This window comes from Acidocella sp. (assembly GCF_035535915.1).
GTDB lineage: Bacteria > Pseudomonadota > Alphaproteobacteria > Acetobacterales > Acetobacteraceae > Acidocella.
In genome coordinates this window covers 1-16,637 of sequence record NZ_DATLPB010000012.1, presented here as the reverse complement: position 1 = coordinate 16,637, position 16,637 = coordinate 1, and the positions used below count along the sequence as shown (strand labels likewise).

20 protein-coding genes and 1 pseudogene are annotated in these 16,637 nt (G+C 65.8%); 17 read left to right on the top strand and 4 right to left on the bottom strand.

All coding sequences use genetic code 11. The features are described 5' to 3' along the window. Positions 1 to 184 precede the first annotated feature (184 nt). The 3 genes from VNC39_RS01425 to murA are packed head-to-tail and all read left to right on the top strand — an operon-like array spanning position 185 to position 2,159. A complete protein-coding gene (locus VNC39_RS01425; protein WP_325395446.1) occupies positions 185 to 361 on the top strand; it encodes a hypothetical protein in 177 nt (58 codons plus the stop codon). Further along, a complete protein-coding gene (gene dcd / locus VNC39_RS01420) occupies positions 352 to 906 on the top strand; it encodes a dCTP deaminase (protein WP_325395444.1) in 555 nt (184 codons plus the stop codon). The genes VNC39_RS01425 and dcd overlap by 10 nt, the downstream gene beginning before the upstream one ends. A 2-nt stretch (positions 907 to 908) precedes the next feature. Next, positions 909 to 2,159: a UDP-N-acetylglucosamine 1-carboxyvinyltransferase gene (gene murA, locus VNC39_RS01415; RefSeq protein ID WP_325395442.1), complete on the top strand. Its 1,251-nt coding sequence runs from the start codon at positions 909 to 911 to the stop codon at positions 2,157 to 2,159. A gap of 111 nt (positions 2,160 to 2,270) precedes the next feature. Here the strand turns inward: murA and VNC39_RS01410 are convergent, their stop codons facing one another. Beyond that, the gene (locus VNC39_RS01410; protein WP_325395440.1) at positions 2,271 to 2,594 is read right to left on the bottom strand and encodes a hypothetical protein; all 324 of its coding nucleotides are present in this window, start codon (positions 2,592 to 2,594) and stop codon (positions 2,271 to 2,273) included. A 105-nt stretch (positions 2,595 to 2,699) separates the two neighbouring features. On the opposite strand from VNC39_RS01410, the gene hisG reads away from it, so the two are divergent. From hisG to VNC39_RS01380, 6 genes are all read left to right on the top strand, one after another. Then, positions 2,700 to 3,347, top strand: coding sequence for an ATP phosphoribosyltransferase (gene hisG, locus VNC39_RS01405; RefSeq protein WP_325395438.1), 648 nt, complete (start codon positions 2,700 to 2,702; stop codon positions 3,345 to 3,347). Continuing rightward, positions 3,344 to 4,636, top strand: coding sequence for a histidinol dehydrogenase (gene hisD / locus VNC39_RS01400; protein WP_325395436.1), 1,293 nt, complete (start codon positions 3,344 to 3,346; stop codon positions 4,634 to 4,636). The genes hisG and hisD overlap by 4 nt, the downstream gene beginning before the upstream one ends. 74 nt (positions 4,637 to 4,710) lie before the next feature. Beyond that, positions 4,711 to 4,914, top strand: coding sequence for a translation initiation factor IF-1 (gene infA / locus VNC39_RS01395; RefSeq protein ID WP_408840003.1), 204 nt, complete (start codon positions 4,711 to 4,713; stop codon positions 4,912 to 4,914). A gap of 37 nt (positions 4,915 to 4,951) precedes the next feature. After that, entirely contained in the window at positions 4,952 to 5,521 is a 570-nt protein-coding gene (locus VNC39_RS01390) for a Maf family protein (protein WP_325395431.1), read from the top strand. Next, on the top strand, positions 5,518 to 6,369 hold the full coding sequence (locus VNC39_RS01385) for a ribonuclease E/G (protein ID WP_325395429.1): 852 nt from the start codon (positions 5,518 to 5,520) through the stop codon (positions 6,367 to 6,369). Before VNC39_RS01390 ends, VNC39_RS01385 begins: the two co-directional genes overlap by 4 nt. Beyond that, a complete protein-coding gene (locus VNC39_RS01380) occupies positions 6,366 to 6,518 on the top strand; it encodes a DNA gyrase inhibitor YacG (RefSeq protein ID WP_325395427.1) in 153 nt (50 codons plus the stop codon). The genes VNC39_RS01385 and VNC39_RS01380 overlap by 4 nt, the downstream gene beginning before the upstream one ends. Positions 6,519 to 6,662: 144 nt before the next feature. Here VNC39_RS01380 and VNC39_RS01375 read toward each other — a convergent pair whose 3' ends face one another. Continuing rightward, a complete protein-coding gene (locus tag VNC39_RS01375; RefSeq protein WP_325395426.1) occupies positions 6,663 to 7,226 on the bottom strand; it encodes a TIGR00730 family Rossman fold protein in 564 nt (187 codons plus the stop codon). Between the two features lie 97 nt (positions 7,227 to 7,323). On the opposite strand from VNC39_RS01375, the gene VNC39_RS01370 reads away from it, so the two are divergent. The 3 genes from VNC39_RS01370 to VNC39_RS01360 are packed head-to-tail and all read left to right on the top strand — an operon-like array spanning position 7,324 to position 9,789. Next, positions 7,324 to 8,250: an Ig-like domain-containing protein gene (locus tag VNC39_RS01370; RefSeq protein WP_325395424.1), complete on the top strand. Its 927-nt coding sequence runs from the start codon at positions 7,324 to 7,326 to the stop codon at positions 8,248 to 8,250. Between the two features lie 4 nt (positions 8,251 to 8,254). Beyond that, on the top strand, positions 8,255 to 8,944 hold the full coding sequence (locus tag VNC39_RS01365; protein ID WP_325395422.1) for a phosphatidylserine decarboxylase: 690 nt from the start codon (positions 8,255 to 8,257) through the stop codon (positions 8,942 to 8,944). Further along, positions 8,944 to 9,789: a CDP-alcohol phosphatidyltransferase family protein gene (locus VNC39_RS01360; protein ID WP_325395421.1), complete on the top strand. Its 846-nt coding sequence runs from the start codon at positions 8,944 to 8,946 to the stop codon at positions 9,787 to 9,789. The genes VNC39_RS01365 and VNC39_RS01360 overlap by 1 nt, the downstream gene beginning before the upstream one ends. A gap of 3 nt (positions 9,790 to 9,792) precedes the next feature. Here VNC39_RS01360 and VNC39_RS01355 read toward each other — a convergent pair whose 3' ends face one another. Next, positions 9,793 to 10,032, bottom strand: a complete 240-nt coding sequence (locus VNC39_RS01355) for a DUF2188 domain-containing protein (protein ID WP_325395419.1) — start codon at positions 10,030 to 10,032, stop codon at positions 9,793 to 9,795. Between the two features lie 187 nt (positions 10,033 to 10,219). After that, complete coding sequence (locus VNC39_RS01350) at positions 10,220 to 11,485, bottom strand: M20 family metallo-hydrolase (RefSeq protein WP_325395417.1); 1,266 nt, start codon at positions 11,483 to 11,485, stop codon at positions 10,220 to 10,222. Positions 11,486 to 11,562: 77 nt separating this feature from the next. Here VNC39_RS01350 and tkt point away from each other — a divergent pair, with 77 nt between their 5' ends. The 5 genes and pseudogenes from tkt to VNC39_RS01325 all read left to right on the top strand — a co-directional run. After that, the gene (gene tkt / locus VNC39_RS01345) at positions 11,563 to 13,599 is read left to right on the top strand and encodes a transketolase (RefSeq protein ID WP_325395415.1); all 2,037 of its coding nucleotides are present in this window, start codon (positions 11,563 to 11,565) and stop codon (positions 13,597 to 13,599) included. A 3-nt stretch (positions 13,600 to 13,602) separates the two neighbouring features. Then, complete coding sequence (gap, locus tag VNC39_RS01340) at positions 13,603 to 14,616, top strand: type I glyceraldehyde-3-phosphate dehydrogenase (RefSeq protein WP_325395413.1); 1,014 nt, start codon at positions 13,603 to 13,605, stop codon at positions 14,614 to 14,616. Further along, the gene (locus VNC39_RS01335; RefSeq protein ID WP_325395411.1) at positions 14,562 to 15,818 is read left to right on the top strand and encodes a phosphoglycerate kinase; all 1,257 of its coding nucleotides are present in this window, start codon (positions 14,562 to 14,564) and stop codon (positions 15,816 to 15,818) included. Before gap ends, VNC39_RS01335 begins: the two co-directional genes overlap by 55 nt. A 142-nt stretch (positions 15,819 to 15,960) precedes the next feature. After that, positions 15,961 to 16,458, top strand: coding sequence for an NUDIX hydrolase (locus VNC39_RS01330; protein ID WP_325395409.1), 498 nt, complete (start codon positions 15,961 to 15,963; stop codon positions 16,456 to 16,458). A gap of 80 nt (positions 16,459 to 16,538) precedes the next feature. Next, a pseudogene (locus VNC39_RS01325) lies at positions 16,539 to 16,637 on the top strand (IS1595 family transposase); the annotation flags it as partial.

Here is a 16,637-nt window from a genome sequence, read left to right as displayed (position 1 = left end):
GCTGGAACTTCATTACCAATGAAGTGCTCTACCCCTGAGCTATGACAGCGCCGCGTGGCTGTCGGCCCTATATCGCCGCTGCGCGACATGTGCAACAGGTAACGTGCCTCCCCCCGCATAATTCGCGCCCTTGACATTACAGGCCTTGACGCCGCGCCCTTGCCCCGGCTTCAAGTGGTTTCCCATGAAAGACCAGCAGATCCCCACCAAGGCCCAACTCGCGGCCGCTGCCCGTCAGGCGCAACGCGCCGCCCGCGAGGCCGCGGCTTTGCGCGCCAATCTGCTGCGCCGTAAACAGCAAGCCCGCGCCGCCGCCGAACGCCCGGCCGAGAAACAGGAGACCCCCGACTCATGCCAGTGATGCCCGACCACTGGATCCGCCAGCAGGCCACCGAAGCGGGGATGATCGAGCCCTTCGTCGAAACGCAGAAGCGTGACGGCGTGATTTCTTACGGCCTGTCATCTTACGGCTATGACGCCCGCTGCGCCGATCATTTCAAGGTCTTCACTAATGTCGACAGCGCCATTGTCGACCCGAAATCATTCAACCCGGCGAGCTTTGTCGACCGCACCGGTCCGGTCTGCATCATCCCGCCGAACAGCTTCGCCCTCACCCACACGGTCGAATATTTCCGCATCCCGCGCGACGTGCTGGTGATCTGCCTCGGCAAGTCCACCTACGCGCGCTGCGGCATCATCGTGAACGTGACGCCGCTGGAGCCGGAATGGGAAGGCCAGGTGACCATCGAGATTTCCAACACCACGCCGCTGCCGGCCAAAATCTACGCCGGCGAGGGCATTTGCCAGTTCCTGTTCCTGCGTGGCGATACGCCGTGCGAGATCTCCTACGCCGACAAAGCCGGCAAATATATGGGCCAGCGCGGCGTCGCCCTGCCGAGGATGTAGCCATGGATTCGATTCGCATCGTCGGCGGCGTGCCGCTCTCCGGTACCATCCGCATTTCCGGCGCCAAGAACGCCGCCCTGCCGCTGATGACCTGTGGCCTGCTCACCGACGAGCGTCTGGTGCTCTCCAATGTCGCGAAACTGGCCGACCTCGCCACCATGGCCGAACTGCTGGCACAACACGGCCTGGCCGTGGAGCCGGACGGCCGCAGCCTGTCCCTCGGCGGCCGCATCACCAACACCGAGGCGCCCTACGACATCGTCCGCAAGATGCGCGCCTCGATTCTCGTGCTCGGCCCGCTGCTGGCCCGGTGCCGCGAAGCCCGGGTGTCCCTGCCCGGCGGCTGCGCCATCGGCACCCGCCCGGTCGACCTGCACCTCAAGGGGCTGGAAGCCATGGGCGCCGCCATCAAGCTCGATGGCGGCTATGTCGACGCCGCCGCGCCGCAAGGGCTGCGCGGCGCGTCCATCGTGTTTCCCTTCGTCTCGGTCGGCGCCACGGAGAACCTGCTGATGGCCGCCACCCTCGCGGACGGCGTTACCACCCTCAAAAATGCCGCGCGTGAGCCGGAAATCTCCGATCTCGCCCGCTGCCTCACTTCGATGGGCGCGAAAATCGAGGGCATCGGCACCGACACGCTGGTCATCGAAGGCGTCAAAGCGCTGCACGGCGCCAACCACGCGATTCTCCCCGACCGCATCGAAACCGGCACCTATGCCTGCGCCGCCGCCATCACCGGCGGCGACGTGCTGCTTGAGAACGCGCGCGCCGAAGATCTCGGCGCCGTGCTCGCCTCACTCCAGGAGGCCGGCGTGGTCATCACCCCGGAAGCCAACGGTTTCCGCGTCACCCGTACCGGCCGGCTGAACGGCGTCGACGTGATGACTGAGCCCTTTCCGGGCTTCCCCACCGACATGCAGGCGCAGTTCATGGCCCTCATGGCGGTCGCGGAAGGCGCCTCCATGATCACCGAGACCATTTTCGAGAACCGCTTTATGCATGTGCCCGAACTCAACCGCATGGGAGCGCGTATCAACGCACATAACTCCTCGGCCATCATCCGCGGCGTGCCGAAACTCTCGGGCGCCCCGGTCATGGCCACCGACCTGCGCGCCTCGGTCTCGCTGGTCCTCGCCGGCCTCGCCGCCGAAAGCGAAACCACCATCAACCGGGTGTATCATCTGGACCGCGGCTACGAGGCGGTGGAACAGAAACTCGCCGCCTGCGGCGCGCGGATCGAACGGGTCGCTTAAGGCTAGAAAGAAGCCGCTTTTTTAAAAAAAGCGGCGCAAAAATTTTCGCGAATCTGGGCCTGCGGCCGTGAAACCAGCACGGCCCAGATTGTTTACAAAAAGTCGCCTGCCTTATGGCCGCGCCGTGCCTGGGCTGGTCATCCCGCCGCCCGCCGGTGCATTCAGCCCGCCTTGCTGGACCGGCATGCCGGGCGCCGTATAGCCAGGGATTTGCGGTAGATTCAGGGGCACGGCATTCGGCGTCGCCACCGGCGGGGGCAAATTCACCGGCGCCTGGACGCTCGGCGCCGCCGGCACCGGCGCCGCCATATAGGGCGTCTGCGCCGGCTGCCCGGTTTGCGCCGGCGGCATCGCGCCATAGGGGCTGGCCTGCGCGTGCGCCTGAACGGCCCCCAGCAAAACCATCCCGAAGGCGAACATCACGTATCTGGACATGGGTTCATCTCCCTCGGCTCAGACATATGGGGGCGGTTTCGGGCACTTCCAGCCCGGCCAAATATGGCTCTAGCCGCCATATCCCCCGGATGGTAAGCCCCGGCCATGTCGATCGTTCTCGCGCTCCCCAAAGGCCGCATTCTCGAGGAATGCGGCCCTCTTCTCAGCCGTGCCGGCATCGAGCCGGCCGCCGACTATGCCGACGAATCCAGCCGGCGCCTGCGCTTTCCCACCAATCATCCGGGCCTCGACGTGATCCGCGTCCGCTCCTTCGACGTCGCCACCTTTGTCGCCTTCGGGGCGGCGCAGATCGGCATTTGCGGCGGCGACGTGATGATGGAATTCGACTATCCGGAAATCTACGCGCCGCTCGACCTCGATATCGGCCGTTGCCGCATCTCCGTCGCCGAACCGCGCGACGAGGTCGGCCAGACCGACCTCAACGCCCAGTCGCGCATCCGCGTCGCCAGCAAATACCCCAACGTGGCGCGCAAGCATTTCGCCGCCCGCGGCGTGCAGGCGGAGATCGTCGCGCTTAACGGCTCCATGGAACTGGCGCCCGGCCTCGGCCTCTCTCGGCTGATCGTCGACCTGGTGCAGACCGGCAGCACCCTGAAGGCCAATGGGCTGGTGGAAACCGACATCATCGCCAATGTCTCCTCGCGCCTGATCGTCAACCGCATCGCGCTGAAGACCCGGCCGGACGAAATCGCTGGCTGGATCGAGAGTTTCCGTAAGGCGCTGGCCGCATGAGCCGTCGCCTCTCCACCGCCGACGCGCAATTCGAGGCGGAATTTTCGCGCCTGCTCTCGCGTTCCGTCACGGCCCCACAACTGGCCGACGCGGTGCGTGACATTCTCCGCCGCGTGCAGGACGAGGGGGATGCGGCCGTGCTCGACCTCACCAACCGGTTCGACCGCGTGAATTGCGGTCTGGCCGATCTGCGCGTGAGCGCGGCGGAAATCGAAGCCGCCACCGCCGCCACGCCGGCCGCGTTGCGTGACGCGCTGGCGCTCGCCGCCGCCCGCATCGAAGCCTTTCACCGCGCGCAACTGCCGCAGGACCTGGCGTTCACCGATTCCGCCGGCGCCGAGCTCGGCCTGCGCTGGACCGCATTGGATGCGGTCGGCATCTATGTTCCCGGCGGCAAAGCCTCCTACCCGTCCTCGGTGCTGATGAACGCGATCCCGGCCAGGGTCGCCGGCGTGTCACGCATCGCCATGTGCGTTCCTTCCCCCGACGGCGTGCTGAACCCGCTGGTTCTGGCCGCCGCCGCGCTGGCCGGCGTCACCGAAATCTACCGCATCGGCGGCGCCCAGGCCGTGGCCGCCCTGGCCTATGGCACCGCCTTGATCCCGAATGTCGACAAGATCGTCGGCCCCGGCAACGCCTATGTCGCGGAGGCCAAGCGCCAGGTGTTCGGCCGGGTCGGCATCGATTCCATCGCCGGCCCTTCGGAGGTGCTGATCATCGCCGACGCGCCGAACGACCCGGCGCATCTGGCCCTCGACCTGCTGGCCCAGGCCGAACATGACGAGGATGCCCAGGCCCTGCTCATCACCGACAGCCCGGCTCTGGCCGAGTCCGTCGCCCAGGCGGTGGCGGAGGCGCTCAAAACCCTGCCCCGCGCGGCGATCGCCGGCGAGAGCTGGCGCCGCCATGGCGGCATCATCGTGGTCCGCGACTGGGACGAAGCGGCCGCGCTGGCCAACAGCATCGCGCCGGAACATCTGCAGATCATGACCGCCGCGCCAAAATCGCTCTTCGCCAAGATCCGCCATGCCGGCGCGGTGTTCCTGGGCAATAACTGCCCCGAGGCCATCGGCGATTATGTCGCCGGCCCCAACCATGTGCTCCCCACCTCCGGCACGGCGCGCTTCGCCTCCGGACTCGCGGTGTATGATTTTCTCAAGCGCACCAGCTGGGTCGCGCTCGAGCCGCGCGCTTTGGCCGCCATCGGGCCGGCCGCCGTGGCGTTGGCCGAGGCGGAAAGCCTCACCGCGCATGCCCGCTCTGTGTCCGCCCGCTTGCGTAAAACTTGACCAAAACCGCGCCACGGCCCATGTGAGCGGCGTTGATTCCCCCTTTTCATGAGGTTTGTTTGTCCAAGGAAGATATGATCGAGTTCAGCGGCATGGTCACCGAGCTGCTGCCCAACGCAATGTTCCGCGTGAAGCTCGACAATGAGCATGTGATTCTGGCCCATACCAGCGGCAAGATGCGCAAGAACCGCATCCGCGTCCTGGCCGGCGACCGCGTCAATGTCGAGATGACCCCCTATGACCTGACCAAGGGCCGGATCACATTCCGCTTCAAATAACGCGCCCTCACGCCGGCGCCGGGCACGACAGGGCGACATGACGAATTCCGCGAATGTGATCCTGGCCTCCGCAAGTCCGCGGCGGCTGGCGTTGTTACGCCAGATCGGCATCGAGCCCGCGCAGATTTTCGCGCCCGACATCGACGAAACGCCCCTTCCCGCCGAACTCCCCCGCCCCTACGCGGCGCGCATGGCAGCCGCGAAACTCCGCCCCGCCGATGGCTTCACCATCGCCGCCGACACGGTGGTCGCCGCCGGGCGGCGCATTCTCCCCAAGGCGGAAACGCCGGCGCAGGCGGAACGATGCCTGAAACTGCTGTCCGGCCGCCGGCACCGCGTCTTTACCGGCCTCGCCATCCGCGCGCCGGATGGCCGTGTCGCCTCCCGGGTCGTGGCGTCCGTGGTCGGTTTCGCCCCTCTCGATAATGCCGAGATCGAGGCCTATCTCGCCAGCGGCGAATGGCAGGGCAAGGCCGGCGGCTATGCCATCCAGGGCCGGGCCGCCGCCTTCATCGATTTCCTCTCCGGCTCCTATTCCGCGGTGGTCGGCCTGCCGCTTTGTGAGACCTCCCGCCTGCTGCGCGGCCTCGGCTACCATAGAGCATGATTGCCGTTTCCCGCCGCGCCGAACAGGTCCGCATCGCCTTGCTGGCCGGCGATGTGCTGCGTGAGTTCTGGATCTGGGACCGGGCCCGTCCCGACGGCGTCGGCGATGTCTATACCGGCCGCGTCGAGGCGGTGATGCCGGCTCTGGCCGGGCGTTTCGTGGAGCTGGGCGGCGTGAGCGGCTTTCTCCCCGACAGCGCCGGCGGCAAAACCCTCCCCGAAGGCAGCTTCGCCACCTTCATTGTCACCCGCGCCGCGCAAGGCGACAAAGGCCCGCGCCTCGCGGCCGCCGGGGGCACGCCCGCCGACCGCCCGGGCCTGTTGCGCCGCGGCCCCGGCCCGCTGCTCGATCTCTGCGCCCGCCACCCGGCCGAACCGGTCCTGCTCGACGATTACGCGCTGATCGCGGAACTCCGCCCGGCCCTGGAAGGCCGCATGCGCTTCGACGCCGCCGCGTTCGACGCGGTGCTGGAAGACGAGGTGGCCGGCCTTTCCGAGCTTTCCGCCCCCCTGCCTCTGGGCGCGGTCATGCACATCACCCCGGCGCCGGCGGCAACCTTGATCGACCTCGACGCCAAAGCCGCCAGCGGGGTCTCGGCACTGGCGCTGAACACCACGATCCTGCCGGAAATCGCCCGGCAGATCGTGCTGCGCAACCTCTCCGGCGGCATTCTGATCGATTTCGCCGGCATGAAATCCTCCGCCCGCGCCAAACTGGCCGCCCCGTTGCGCACCGCCCTTGCAGCCGACCCGCTGAAACCCGAACTTCTGGGTTTTTCCCATCTTGGCTTCGCGGAACTCACGCGCCGGCGCATCCGCCCGCCCTTGCACGAGGTTCTCCCCCGATGAATGTCTGCCCGATCTGCAAGAAACCCACCGATCCGCAGCACCGCCCGTTCTGCTCGAAACGCTGCGCCGATATCGATCTCGGCCGCTGGCTGACGGAAAGCTATGTCGTCCCTGCGCGCCCCGCATCCGAGGACGACGAGGAAAGTTAAGTAAGAAAGCAGGCGCTTTTTGAAAAAAGCGCCGCAAAAACTTTTGTTACGCTGGGCCATGGGCTGTGTCGGCGACAACGCCCAAGGCCTAGATTCATAAAGTTTTTTTGCTACTTTTTGTTCACAAAAAGTAGCCTTTCTTTTTTACTTGCCTTCTGCCTGACGCAGCTCTTCCAACCGCGCCAGCGCCCCCTCGACCGACGGCCGAACCTCGAACAGGTTGCGGGCCGTGTGATGGGCAAAGCCGCGGGCGATCGCCTGCTCGACCAGCGTGATAAAGGGCTGCGCCCAGCCGAGAATATCCACCAGGATGATCGGCTTGTTATGCTGGCCGAGTTGCTTCCAGGTGAGAATTTCGATCGTCTCGTCAAACGTGCCGAGCCCGCCCGGCATCACCACGAACGCATCCGCCAGGGCGAACAGCCGCCGCTTGCGCGTGTGCATCGAGTCCGTGACGATCAATTCCGACAGGCCCGGAAACTCGACCTCGCGGTGTCGCAAAAAGTCCGGGATGACCCCGGTCACATGTCCGCCGCCGGCCAAAGCGGCTTCGGCCGTGATCCCCATCAGCCCGACATGGCCGCCGCCGAAGACCAGCGCCATGCCCGCCGACGCGATTCCATGCCCGAGAGCGGAAGCCGCCTCCGCATAGGCCGGATCGCCCCCTGGAGAGGAGCCGCAAAAGACGGTGACTGAAAAAGGTGCCATAGTGTCGGTTTCGCTTCGCTTCCTGTATAACCCTGTTCGTGGCAGGCTACGCGCCACATAGCAAGCAACCGTCAGGCAATGCGACAGGGGCGCCTAAATGGCTGAAACGACGCGTAAATATAGTGGAATGGCTGCGCTCGGCGTGCTCGCGCTCTGCGCCATTGCCGGGCTGAGCTATCTCGGCCTGCGGCCGCAATTGCAGCCGACGCCGCCCGCACCGCCGCCGCCCGCCGTCGCCCCTGTGATCAGCCCGCCCCGCTTCGACGTCGTCCGTGTCGCCCCCAATGGCGATGTTGTGCTCGCCGGCCGCGCCGCCCCCGGCGCCACCATCACCGCGAAAAGCGGCGATGTGGTGGTGGGCACGGCGACGGCGGATGCCCAAGGGTCTTTCACGATCCTGCCCACGAAGCCGCTCCCGGCGGGTTCGCAGGAACTCTCCCTCACCGAGACCCTGCCCAACGGCACCGTGATCGCCGGGGGCGAAACCGCCTCGGTCAACGTGCCCGCGGGCCAGGGGCCAGCTTTGGCCGTGCTGTCCGGCCCGAATGGCAGCTCGGTCGTCTCCGGTCAGGGGCCGCACCCGGGCACGCTCGGCATCGGCACCGTCGATTATGACGCCAACGGCCATGCGATCTTCTCCGGCACCGCGCCCGCCGGCGCGCGCATCGACCTCGCGCTCAATGGCAAAGAGATCGGCCGCGCCACCGCCGGCCAGAACGGCACCTGGCGCTTCACGGCCAGCGTGCCGGAAGGCAACGGCACCTTGGCGCTTTCCGCCACCGCCGCCAACGGCGCGATGCTGCCGCCGGTCACCGCACCCTTCGCGCTGGAAACCCTTCCCAATGCGCTCGCCGCCGGCCATATCGTCATCACCAAGGGCGAAAATCTCTGGCTGATCGCCCGCCATGTTTACGGTCGCGGCACGCTGTACACGGTGATTTACGATGCCAACGCCAAGCAGATCCGCGACCCCAATCTGATTTTCCCCGGCCAGGGCTTTGCCCTGCCGAAACCGCAAGGCTGAATCCATGGACATCGTCGAGAGCGTCAAATCGGTGCTGGCGCCGCCGCATAAGGCTGGCTACCCCTTCATTGCGGGCGGCATCGCCGTGGCCGTGCTCGGCCTGCTGCTGTGGCATCCGCTAACCTGGCTCGGCCTGCTTTTCACCCTGTTCTGCCTGTATTTCTTCCGCGATCCTGAGCGCGTTCTGCCGCCCCGCCCCAACGTGTTCGTCGCCCCGGCGGACGGGCTCGTGGTCGGCGTGGAAGCCGCCGTGCCGCCGGCGGAGCTCGGCCTCGGCGAGACGCCGCGCATGCGCGTCGCGATTTTTCTCTCGGTGCTGGACGTCCACGTCAACCGCGCGCCGATCTCCGGCCTGGTCAGCCGCATCGCCTACCACCCCGGCAAATTCCTCAGCGCCGCGGACGAAAAAGCGAGCGACGACAATGAGCGCAACAGCATCCTGCTCAGCCTGCCCACCGGGCAGGAGGTCGTGGTCGTGCAAATCGCCGGGCTGATCGCGCGGCGCATTCTGTGCGACATTCATGAAGGCCAATCCATCGTCACCGGCCAGCGCATCGGCATCATCCGCTTCGGCAGCCGCACCGATTTGTATCTGCCGGAAGGCACGCTGCCGCTGGTCGCCCCCGGTCAGCGCATGATCGGCGGCGAAACGGTCATTGCCGAGCTCCGCCCCGTGCCGGCGTCCGCCTTCTAATGAACCGGCTGCCCCGGCGGCTGCCGCGCCGACACCGGTTCTCCGGCCAAAGCTTCAACCGCATGCTGCCGAACCTGATGACGTTGCTCGGCCTGTGCATCGGCCTGTCGTCCATCCGCCTGGCGCTGGACGGCAAATTCGGCAATGCCGTCATCGCGATCGCCGTTTCCGGCGTGATCGACGGGCTGGACGGAAGGCTGGCGCGCCTGCTCAAGGCGACCTCGCGCTTCGGCGCCGAATTCGACAGCCTGGCCGATTTCCTCTGCTTTGGCATCGCCCCGGCGATCGTCATCTATGTCTGGTCGCTGCAACCATGGGGCGCCATCGGTTTCCTGCCGCCGCTGATCTATGCCTCGGCCATGGCGCTACGCCTGGCGCGCTTCAACGCCGCGCTCGACAGCGCGCCCAAGGCCGCCTTCGCGTATAATTTCTTCACCGGCGTACCCGCTCCGGCCGGCGCCGGGCTGGCCTTGTTCCCGCTTTTTCTTGGCCTCGAAGCGGACCAGATGCACCTCTTCTGGCTCAGCGACGCCGCCGGCTTCCCGCTTTTCACCGGCGCCGTCCTGGTCATCGTGGCGCTGCTCTGCGTCTCGACGCTGCCGGTCTGGAGTTTCAAGAATTTCAAGATCCCGGCGCCAAGCATTCTGCCTCTGCTGCTCGGCGTGGTGGTGTTCGCGGCGATTATTTTCGCCGACCCGTATGCCGCCGGCGCGCTGCTCGGCCTGGCCTATATGATCATGCTGCCCTTCAGCCTGCGCAGCTACCGCCGCCTCGCCGCCGAAGCCGAGGCCCGCCGCCCCGTCCCGCCCGTGGAAGTCGACCTCTCCGCGCCGCCTAGCGCTTAACCCTTATTCGACCACATCCGCCTCCGGCCGGTCGCTCCCGGAGGCGAGTTCGATATGCCATTTTCCGTCCTCGGTCTGGTATTCGATATACCCGCTCTCGCCTGGTACCTGTTGCTCGGCGGCCACGCGCCGGGCCGCCGCCATCGCCCGCTCACGGGTGGTGAATGCCTCGGAAAACACGTCGCCCAGCTTATAGGCCCAGCCGCCGTCATGCCGGACAACGCGATAATGGATTTTCGCCATGACGAATCTCCTCGCTTTTCTCGCATATGGGAAGCGGCGTGGGAAAAGGAAGAAAGCAGGCGCTTTTTGAAAAAAGCGCCGCAAAAACTTTTGTTTACGCTGGGCCTGAGGCGATGAAACCGCACGGGCCCAGAGTAATCAAAGTTTTTTTGCTACTTTTTGTTCACAAAAAGTAGCCTTTCTTCCCTCATTTGATGGCCCGGTTCGCCCGCGCCAGCACCGCCTCGAACAGGACTTGCGCCCCCGCCTCGGCCTCATCGGGCGCGATCGATTCCGCCTCGTTATGCGAGAGCCCGTCCTTGCACGGGGTGAAGATCATCGCGGTCGGGATGCATGAGGCGGTGTGCACCGCATCGTGCCCGGCGCCCGAGACCATGCGGCGCGCGGGGTAGCCGAGCTTCGCCGCGGCCTGTTCCACCAGCGCCACGCAGTCCGCATCGAAAGGCTGCGCCGGCACGCGGAACACCGTGTTCAGCGTGAGATTTGTGCGGTTGGCTTCGGCCAGCGCCTGGGCACGCGCCGGGAACGTCGCCGCGATCTCGGCAATCCGCGCCTCCGAGACATTGCGGAACTCCACGTTGAAGCGCACCCGGCCGGGGATCACGTTCGGCGAGTTCGGGTAAACAGTGAACCGCCCGACCGTGCCGCGCCCGGGATCGGTCACTTTGGTATCGCCCTCTTCGCGCATGATGGCGTCCACCAGCTCGACGATGCGCGCCGCCGTCAGCAACGCATCCCGGCGCGCCACCGGGGGTGTGGTGCCGGCGTGGGAATCGAAGCCGGTCACTTCCGCCTCGTACCAGATCTGCGCCTGCGCCCCGGTGACGATGCCGATTTTTTCCCCTCCCGCCTCCAGCAGCGGACCCTGTTCGATATGCAGCTCGAACATCGCATCCGCCGGAAAGGAAGCGCAGGGCTCCGGCCCGGCGAAGCCGATCTCCTGCAACGCCGTGGCGACGATGACGCCGTCTTCGTCGCGCCGCGCCTTCATCGACTCTTCCCGCTCCAGCCCCGACCACACGGCGCTGCCCATCATCGCCCGGCCGAAGCGGCAACCTTCCTCATCGGTCCAGTTCACCAGCTCGATCGGCGCTTCCGTCACGATGTTCAGGTCGTGCAGCGTGCGCATCACCTCCAGGCCGGCGATCACACCAAGTGCGCCATCGAACTTTCCGCCCGTCGGCTGGCTGTCGAGATGCGAACCCATCAGCACCGGCGGCCGCGTCGGGTCACGCCCCTCGCGCCTTGCGAACATATTGCCCATGCTGTCGACCCTGACCTTCAGCCCCAGCGCCTCGCACCAGCTCTGGAACAACAACCGCCCCTGGCGATCCTCCTCGCTGAGCGTCAGGCGCTTCACGCCGCCTTTCGGCGTCGCGCCGATCTTGGCGATCTCCATCAAACTGTCCCACAGCCTGGTGCCGTCAATCCGCTGGTTCGTTCGTACTGTCATGGAAAAGAAAAACTCCGGGTTGCCGCTTCAATGCACTGGCTTTATGCACGCCGCAGACACGACGGAACAGGCGTAAGATGGCGAGTTTGGCAGACATTTCAGGCAACGAAGCAGCTCTGGCACGGCAGGCTGAGATATTGGCGCGTCCCCTCACCGAAGACCGCATCATGGCCAACGCCATCCGCGCCCTCGCCATCGATGCGGTCGAAGCCGCCAAATCCGGCCATCCCGGCATGCCGATGGGCATGGCGGATGCCGCCACGACGCTCTGGCGCAAATATCTGAAATTCGACGCCGCCAACCCGAGCTGGGCGGACCGCGACCGCTTCGTGCTCTCGGCCGGCCACGGCTCCATGCTGCTCTACGCGCTGCTGCACCTCACCGGGCACGAGCGCATGGCCATCGACGACCTCAAATCCTTCCGCCAGCTGCATGCCGTGACCGCCGGCCACCCGGAATACCGCGAGCACCCGGCGATCGAAATGACCACCGGCCCGCTTGGCCAGGGCCTGGCGACCGCCGTCGGCATGGCACTCGCCGAGCGCCTCCTCGCGGCGAAATTCGGCAAGAGCCTGGTCGACCACCGCACCTGGGTGATCGCCGGCGACGGCTGCCTGATGGAGGGCGTCAGCCACGAAGCCGGCGCGCTCGCCGGCCATCTCAAGCTCAACAAGCTGGTGGTGCTGTTCGACGATAACAGCATTTCCATCGACGGCGGCACCGACCTTTCCGTCTCCGAAGACCCGCTGAAGCGGTTCGCCGGCTATGGCTGGGCGACACGGCGCATCGACGGGCATGATTTCGACCAGCTCCAGGCGGCGCTGAATTTCGCGATGAAGTCGAGCAAGCCGGTGATCATCGCCTGCAAGACCATCATCGGCTTCGGCGCGCCGAGCAAGGCTGGCACTGCCGGTGTCCATGGCGCAGCTCTGGGCGGCGCCGAGGCTGAGGCGACGAAACGCGCTTTGGGCTGGGACCAATTGCCCTTCACCGTGCCGGACGAGGTTTATGCGCCCTGGCGCGCCGCCGGCAGCCGCGGCGCCGTGTCCCGCCGCGCCTGGCTGAAACGACTGGCCAAGCACCCACAACGCGCCGAGTTCGAGCGCGTGATGGAAGGCCAGTTGCCGGAAGGCTGGGTCGACGCCATGGCCCTCTACAAGGCCGCTCTGGCGGAGCAGAAACCCAAGCTCGCCACGCGCCAGGCCAGCCAGAAGGCTCTGGAAGTGCTGGCCCCCGCCATTCCTGAGCTGGTCGGCGGCTCCGCCGATCTTACCGGTTCCAACCTCACCCTGGTGAAGGGCATGGCCGGCGCCAGCGCCGAGAATTTCGCCGCCCGCTACATTTATTACGGCGTGCGCGAACACGGCATGGCCGCGGCGATGAACGGCATCGCGCTGCATGGCGGCCTCATCCCCTATGGCGGCACGTTCTTCGTCTTCTCCGACTATATGCGCCCCTCCTTGCGCCTCGCGGCGCTGATGCGGGTGCGCGTCATCCATGTGCTGACCCACGATTCCATCGGCCTCGGCGAAGACGGACCGACGCATCAGCCGGTCGAGCATCTGGCCAGCTTCCGCGCCATGCCGAACGTGCTGGTGCTGCGCCCGGCCGACGCCATGGAAACCGCGGAATGCTGGGAGCTGGCGCTGCGCAACAGCTCCGGCCCCTCGCTGCTCGTGCTCTCCCGCCAGGCGGTGCCGGCGCTGCGCCTGCAGGCCAATGGCTGCAAGAGCGCGCGCGGCGCCTATGTGCTGGCCGAGGCCGAGGGCAAACGGGCCGCGACCCTGATCGCCACCGGAACCGAAGTCGCCCTGGCGATGGCGGCGCGCGCCAAGCTGGCGCAGGAGGGCATCCAGGTCGCGGTGGTGTCCGCCCCGAGTTTTGAATTGTTCCAGCAGCAGGATGAGAGCTATCAGAACGCGGTGCTCGGCGACGCACCGCGCATCGGCATCGAGGCCGCCGCTGGCTTCGGCTGGGAACGCTGGCTGGGACCTAACGGAATTTTCATCGGCATGACGGGGTTCGGCGCCAGTGCGCCGGCGGACGCCCTATATGAGCATTTCGGTATTACCGAAGCGGCCATCATGGCCGCCGTAAAAACGAAAGGAATTTGAAACGTGGCAGTGAAAATCGCGATTAACGGTTTCGGGCGCATCGGCCGTCTGGTGCTTCGCGCCATGATCGAGAGCGGCCGTACCGATGTCGAGCCCGTGCTGATCAACGATCTGGGCAGCGTCGAAGACAACGCGCATTTGTTCCGCTACGATTCCGTGCATGGCCGTTTCCCCGGCACCGTAGAGGTGCGGGGCGATTCCCTGATCATTACCCATGCCGGCCGCACCTATGCGCCGATCAAGGTCACGGCCGAGCGCGACCCGCCGAAAGTGCCGCTCGGCGGCGTCGACGTGGCGCTGGAATGCACCGGTCTGTTCACCAAGCGTGAAGCCGCCGCCCAGCTTCTCATCGCCGGCGCGCGCAAGGTGCTGGTTTCCGCGCCGGCGGAAGGGGTGGACGCCACCATCGTCTACGGCGTCAACCAGAAGATCCTGACCAAGGACATGACGATCATTTCCAATGCCTCCTGCACCACCAACTGCCTCGCCCCGATGGCGAAGGTGCTGCACGAGAATTTCGGCATCGAACGCGGCTATATGGTGACCATCCACTCCTATACCGGCGACCAGAAGACCGTGGACACGCTGCACAAGGACCTGCACCGCGCCCGCGCCGCCGCTTTGTCGATGATCCCGACCACCACCGGCGCCGCGAAGGCCGTGGGCCTGGTGATGCCTGAGCTCAAGGGCAAGCTGGACGGCACCGCCATCCGCGTGCCGACCCCGAACGTGTCGCTGGTCTCGCTCGACGTGAATCTCAAGAAGCAGCCCACGGCCGAAGAGATCAACGCGGCGATGAAGCTTGCCTCCGAAGGCGAGCTCAAGGGCATCCTGGATTATTCCACCGCCAAGCTGGTCAGCGCGGACTTCAACCACGTCGCCTTCTCCTGCAGCTTCGACGCCCCGCAGACCACGGTGGTCGACGGCGCGCTGGCCCGGGTGATGGGCTGGTATGACAATGAATGGGGCTTCTCGAGCCGGATGTCCGATACGGCCGCGTTGTTCGGGTCGCTGTGAGCCAGACGCTCGACGACCTTAAAGTCGCGGGGCAGCGCGTGCTGCTCCGCGCGGACCTGAATGTGCCGGTCCGCGACGGCAAGGTGACCGACCTGACCCGGTTGGAGCGCCTCGTCCCCACCATCCGCGAGCTCTCCGACAAGGGCGCGCGGGTGATCGTGCTCAGCCATTTCGACCGGCCAAAAGGCAAGATCGTGCCGGAACTCTCGCTGCGCCCCATCGCCCAGGCGCTGGGCGTGGTGCTCGGCAGACCAGTCGGCTTTGCCGAGGATTGCATCGGCCCGGAAGCCGCCCGAATCGTCGATGCCATGCAAGGCGGCGACGTGGCGGTGCTGGAAAACACCCGCTTCCACCCCGGCGAAGAAGAGAACGACCCGGCATTCGCCAAGGCGCTGGCACAGCTTGCCGACATCTATGTGAACGACGCCTTCTCCGTCTCGCACCGCGCCCATGCCAGCACCGAGGGCGTGGCCAAGCTGCTGCCCTCCTATGCCGGAAGGCTGATGCAGGCGGAACTCACGGCGCTGGAACAGGCGCTCGGCAACCCGGCCCGCCCGGTCGCCGCCATCGTCGCCGGCTCGAAAGTCTCCACCAAGCTCGAACTGCTGACCAACCTGGTCGGCAAGGTGGACATCCTGGTCATCGGCGGCGCCATGGCCAACACCTTCCTCGCGGCGCAAGGCCATGACGTCGGCAAGTCGCTGCAGGAGAAGGACCTGCACGCCACCGCGCTGCAAATCCTGAAGACCGCCAAGGAAAAAGGCTGCGACATCATCCTGCCCCAGGATGTGGTGGTCGCCAAAACCTTCGCCGCCAACGTGCCGACCGAAGTGGTCGGGGTGGACGCCATCCCGGCCGATTCCATGGCGCTCGATGTCGGCCCCGCCACCGTCGCCGCCTTCATCAAGCGGCTGCCGGAGATCAAGACCATCATCTGGAACGGCCCGCTCGGCGCGTTCGAGACCAAGCCTTTCGACGCCGCAACCAACGAACTGGCCGAAGCCATCGCCAAGGCCACCGACGAAGGCAAGATCGTCTCGGTCGGCGGCGGCGGCGACACGGTCTCAGCCCTGAAACTAGCCGGCGTGCACCACCGGATGAGCTACCTCTCCAGCGCCGGCGGCGCTTTCCTGGAATGGATGGAAGGCAAGATCCTGCCAGGGGTGGAAGTGCTGAGCGCCGGCTTGTCCAATATGGGGTAGGTAAGACAGCGCTTCTTTTTTGAAAAAAAGAAGCAAAAAAACTGGGCCGTGCTGGTTTCAACGCCGCCGGCCCAGCGTAAACAAAAAGTTTTTGCGCCGCTTTTTTCAAAAAGCGGCTACTTTCTCCGCCATGGCGGACTTCGTGAAACAGATCCCCGAAGGCGACACGCATGAACGCGATGTGTGTGCGCAGTGCGGCTACATCGCCTATGACAACCCGAAGATCGTCGCCGGTTCGGTGGTGGCGCATGAAGGCAAAGTGCTGCTGTGCCGCCGCGCCATCGAGCCGCGCGCCGGCTTCTGGACCCTCCCGGCTGGGTTTCTCGAGGCGCATGAACAGCCTGAGGAGGGCGCGCGCCGCGAGGCGCTCGAGGAGGCCATGGCGCGCATCACCCTGGAAGGGCTGATCGGCATCTACACCGTCCGCCACATCTCCCAGGTGCAGATGTTCTTCCGCGCCCGCTTCGAGGGCCCGCCCGATTTCAGCGCCGGACATGAGACATTGGAGACCAGGCTCTTCGCCTGGGAGGAAATCCCTTGGACGGAGATCGCCTTCCCCTCCGTGGTCTGGACCTTGCAAACTTGGCGCGCGGGGGAAGACGGGATGCGGGACATCGAGCGATTTTCGGTAAGCATTTGAAGAAAGCAGGCGCTTTTTGAAAAAAGCGCCGCAAAAACTTTGGGGCTGTCCCAGATCCTGAGCGGATCTAGGATGGTTTTATGGACCTAAGGTACTGTCGTTTAACGGAAAAACAGCAAGATCGTCTGGCTGAGTTTTTTGTGGCTGGCGTGACGGCACGTACGGCGGCGGATTTGCTG

Coding starts and splice junctions, on each gene's coding strand:
- VNC39_RS01385 (WP_325395429.1), top strand. CDS start 5,518: ATGATTGCCGTTTCCCGCCGCGCCGAACAGGTCCGCATCGCCTTGCTG.
- murA (WP_325395442.1), top strand. CDS start 909: ATGGATTCGATTCGCATCGTCGGCGGCGTGCCGCTCTCCGGTACCATC.
- hisG (WP_325395438.1), top strand. CDS start 2,700: ATGTCGATCGTTCTCGCGCTCCCCAAAGGCCGCATTCTCGAGGAATGC.
- VNC39_RS01370 (WP_325395424.1), top strand. CDS start 7,324: ATGGCTGAAACGACGCGTAAATATAGTGGAATGGCTGCGCTCGGCGTG.
- dcd (WP_325395444.1), top strand. CDS start 352: ATGCCAGTGATGCCCGACCACTGGATCCGCCAGCAGGCCACCGAAGCG.
- VNC39_RS01350 (WP_325395417.1), bottom strand. CDS start 11,485: ATGACAGTACGAACGAACCAGCGGATTGACGGCACCAGGCTGTGGGAC.
- VNC39_RS01410 (WP_325395440.1), bottom strand. CDS start 2,594: ATGTCCAGATACGTGATGTTCGCCTTCGGGATGGTTTTGCTGGGGGCC.
- VNC39_RS01390 (WP_325395431.1), top strand. CDS start 4,952: ATGACGAATTCCGCGAATGTGATCCTGGCCTCCGCAAGTCCGCGGCGG.
- tkt (WP_325395415.1), top strand. CDS start 11,563: ATGGCGAGTTTGGCAGACATTTCAGGCAACGAAGCAGCTCTGGCACGG.
- VNC39_RS01335 (WP_325395411.1), top strand. CDS start 14,562: ATGGGGCTTCTCGAGCCGGATGTCCGATACGGCCGCGTTGTTCGGGTC.
- VNC39_RS01355 (WP_325395419.1), bottom strand. CDS start 10,032: ATGGCGAAAATCCATTATCGCGTTGTCCGGCATGACGGCGGCTGGGCC.
- VNC39_RS01375 (WP_325395426.1), bottom strand. CDS start 7,226: ATGGCACCTTTTTCAGTCACCGTCTTTTGCGGCTCCTCTCCAGGGGGC.
- VNC39_RS01425 (WP_325395446.1), top strand. CDS start 185: ATGAAAGACCAGCAGATCCCCACCAAGGCCCAACTCGCGGCCGCTGCC.
- VNC39_RS01380 (WP_325395427.1), top strand. CDS start 6,366: ATGAATGTCTGCCCGATCTGCAAGAAACCCACCGATCCGCAGCACCGC.
- VNC39_RS01365 (WP_325395422.1), top strand. CDS start 8,255: ATGGACATCGTCGAGAGCGTCAAATCGGTGCTGGCGCCGCCGCATAAG.
- VNC39_RS01360 (WP_325395421.1), top strand. CDS start 8,944: ATGAACCGGCTGCCCCGGCGGCTGCCGCGCCGACACCGGTTCTCCGGC.
- infA (WP_408840003.1), top strand. CDS start 4,711: ATGATCGAGTTCAGCGGCATGGTCACCGAGCTGCTGCCCAACGCAATG.
- hisD (WP_325395436.1), top strand. CDS start 3,344: ATGAGCCGTCGCCTCTCCACCGCCGACGCGCAATTCGAGGCGGAATTT.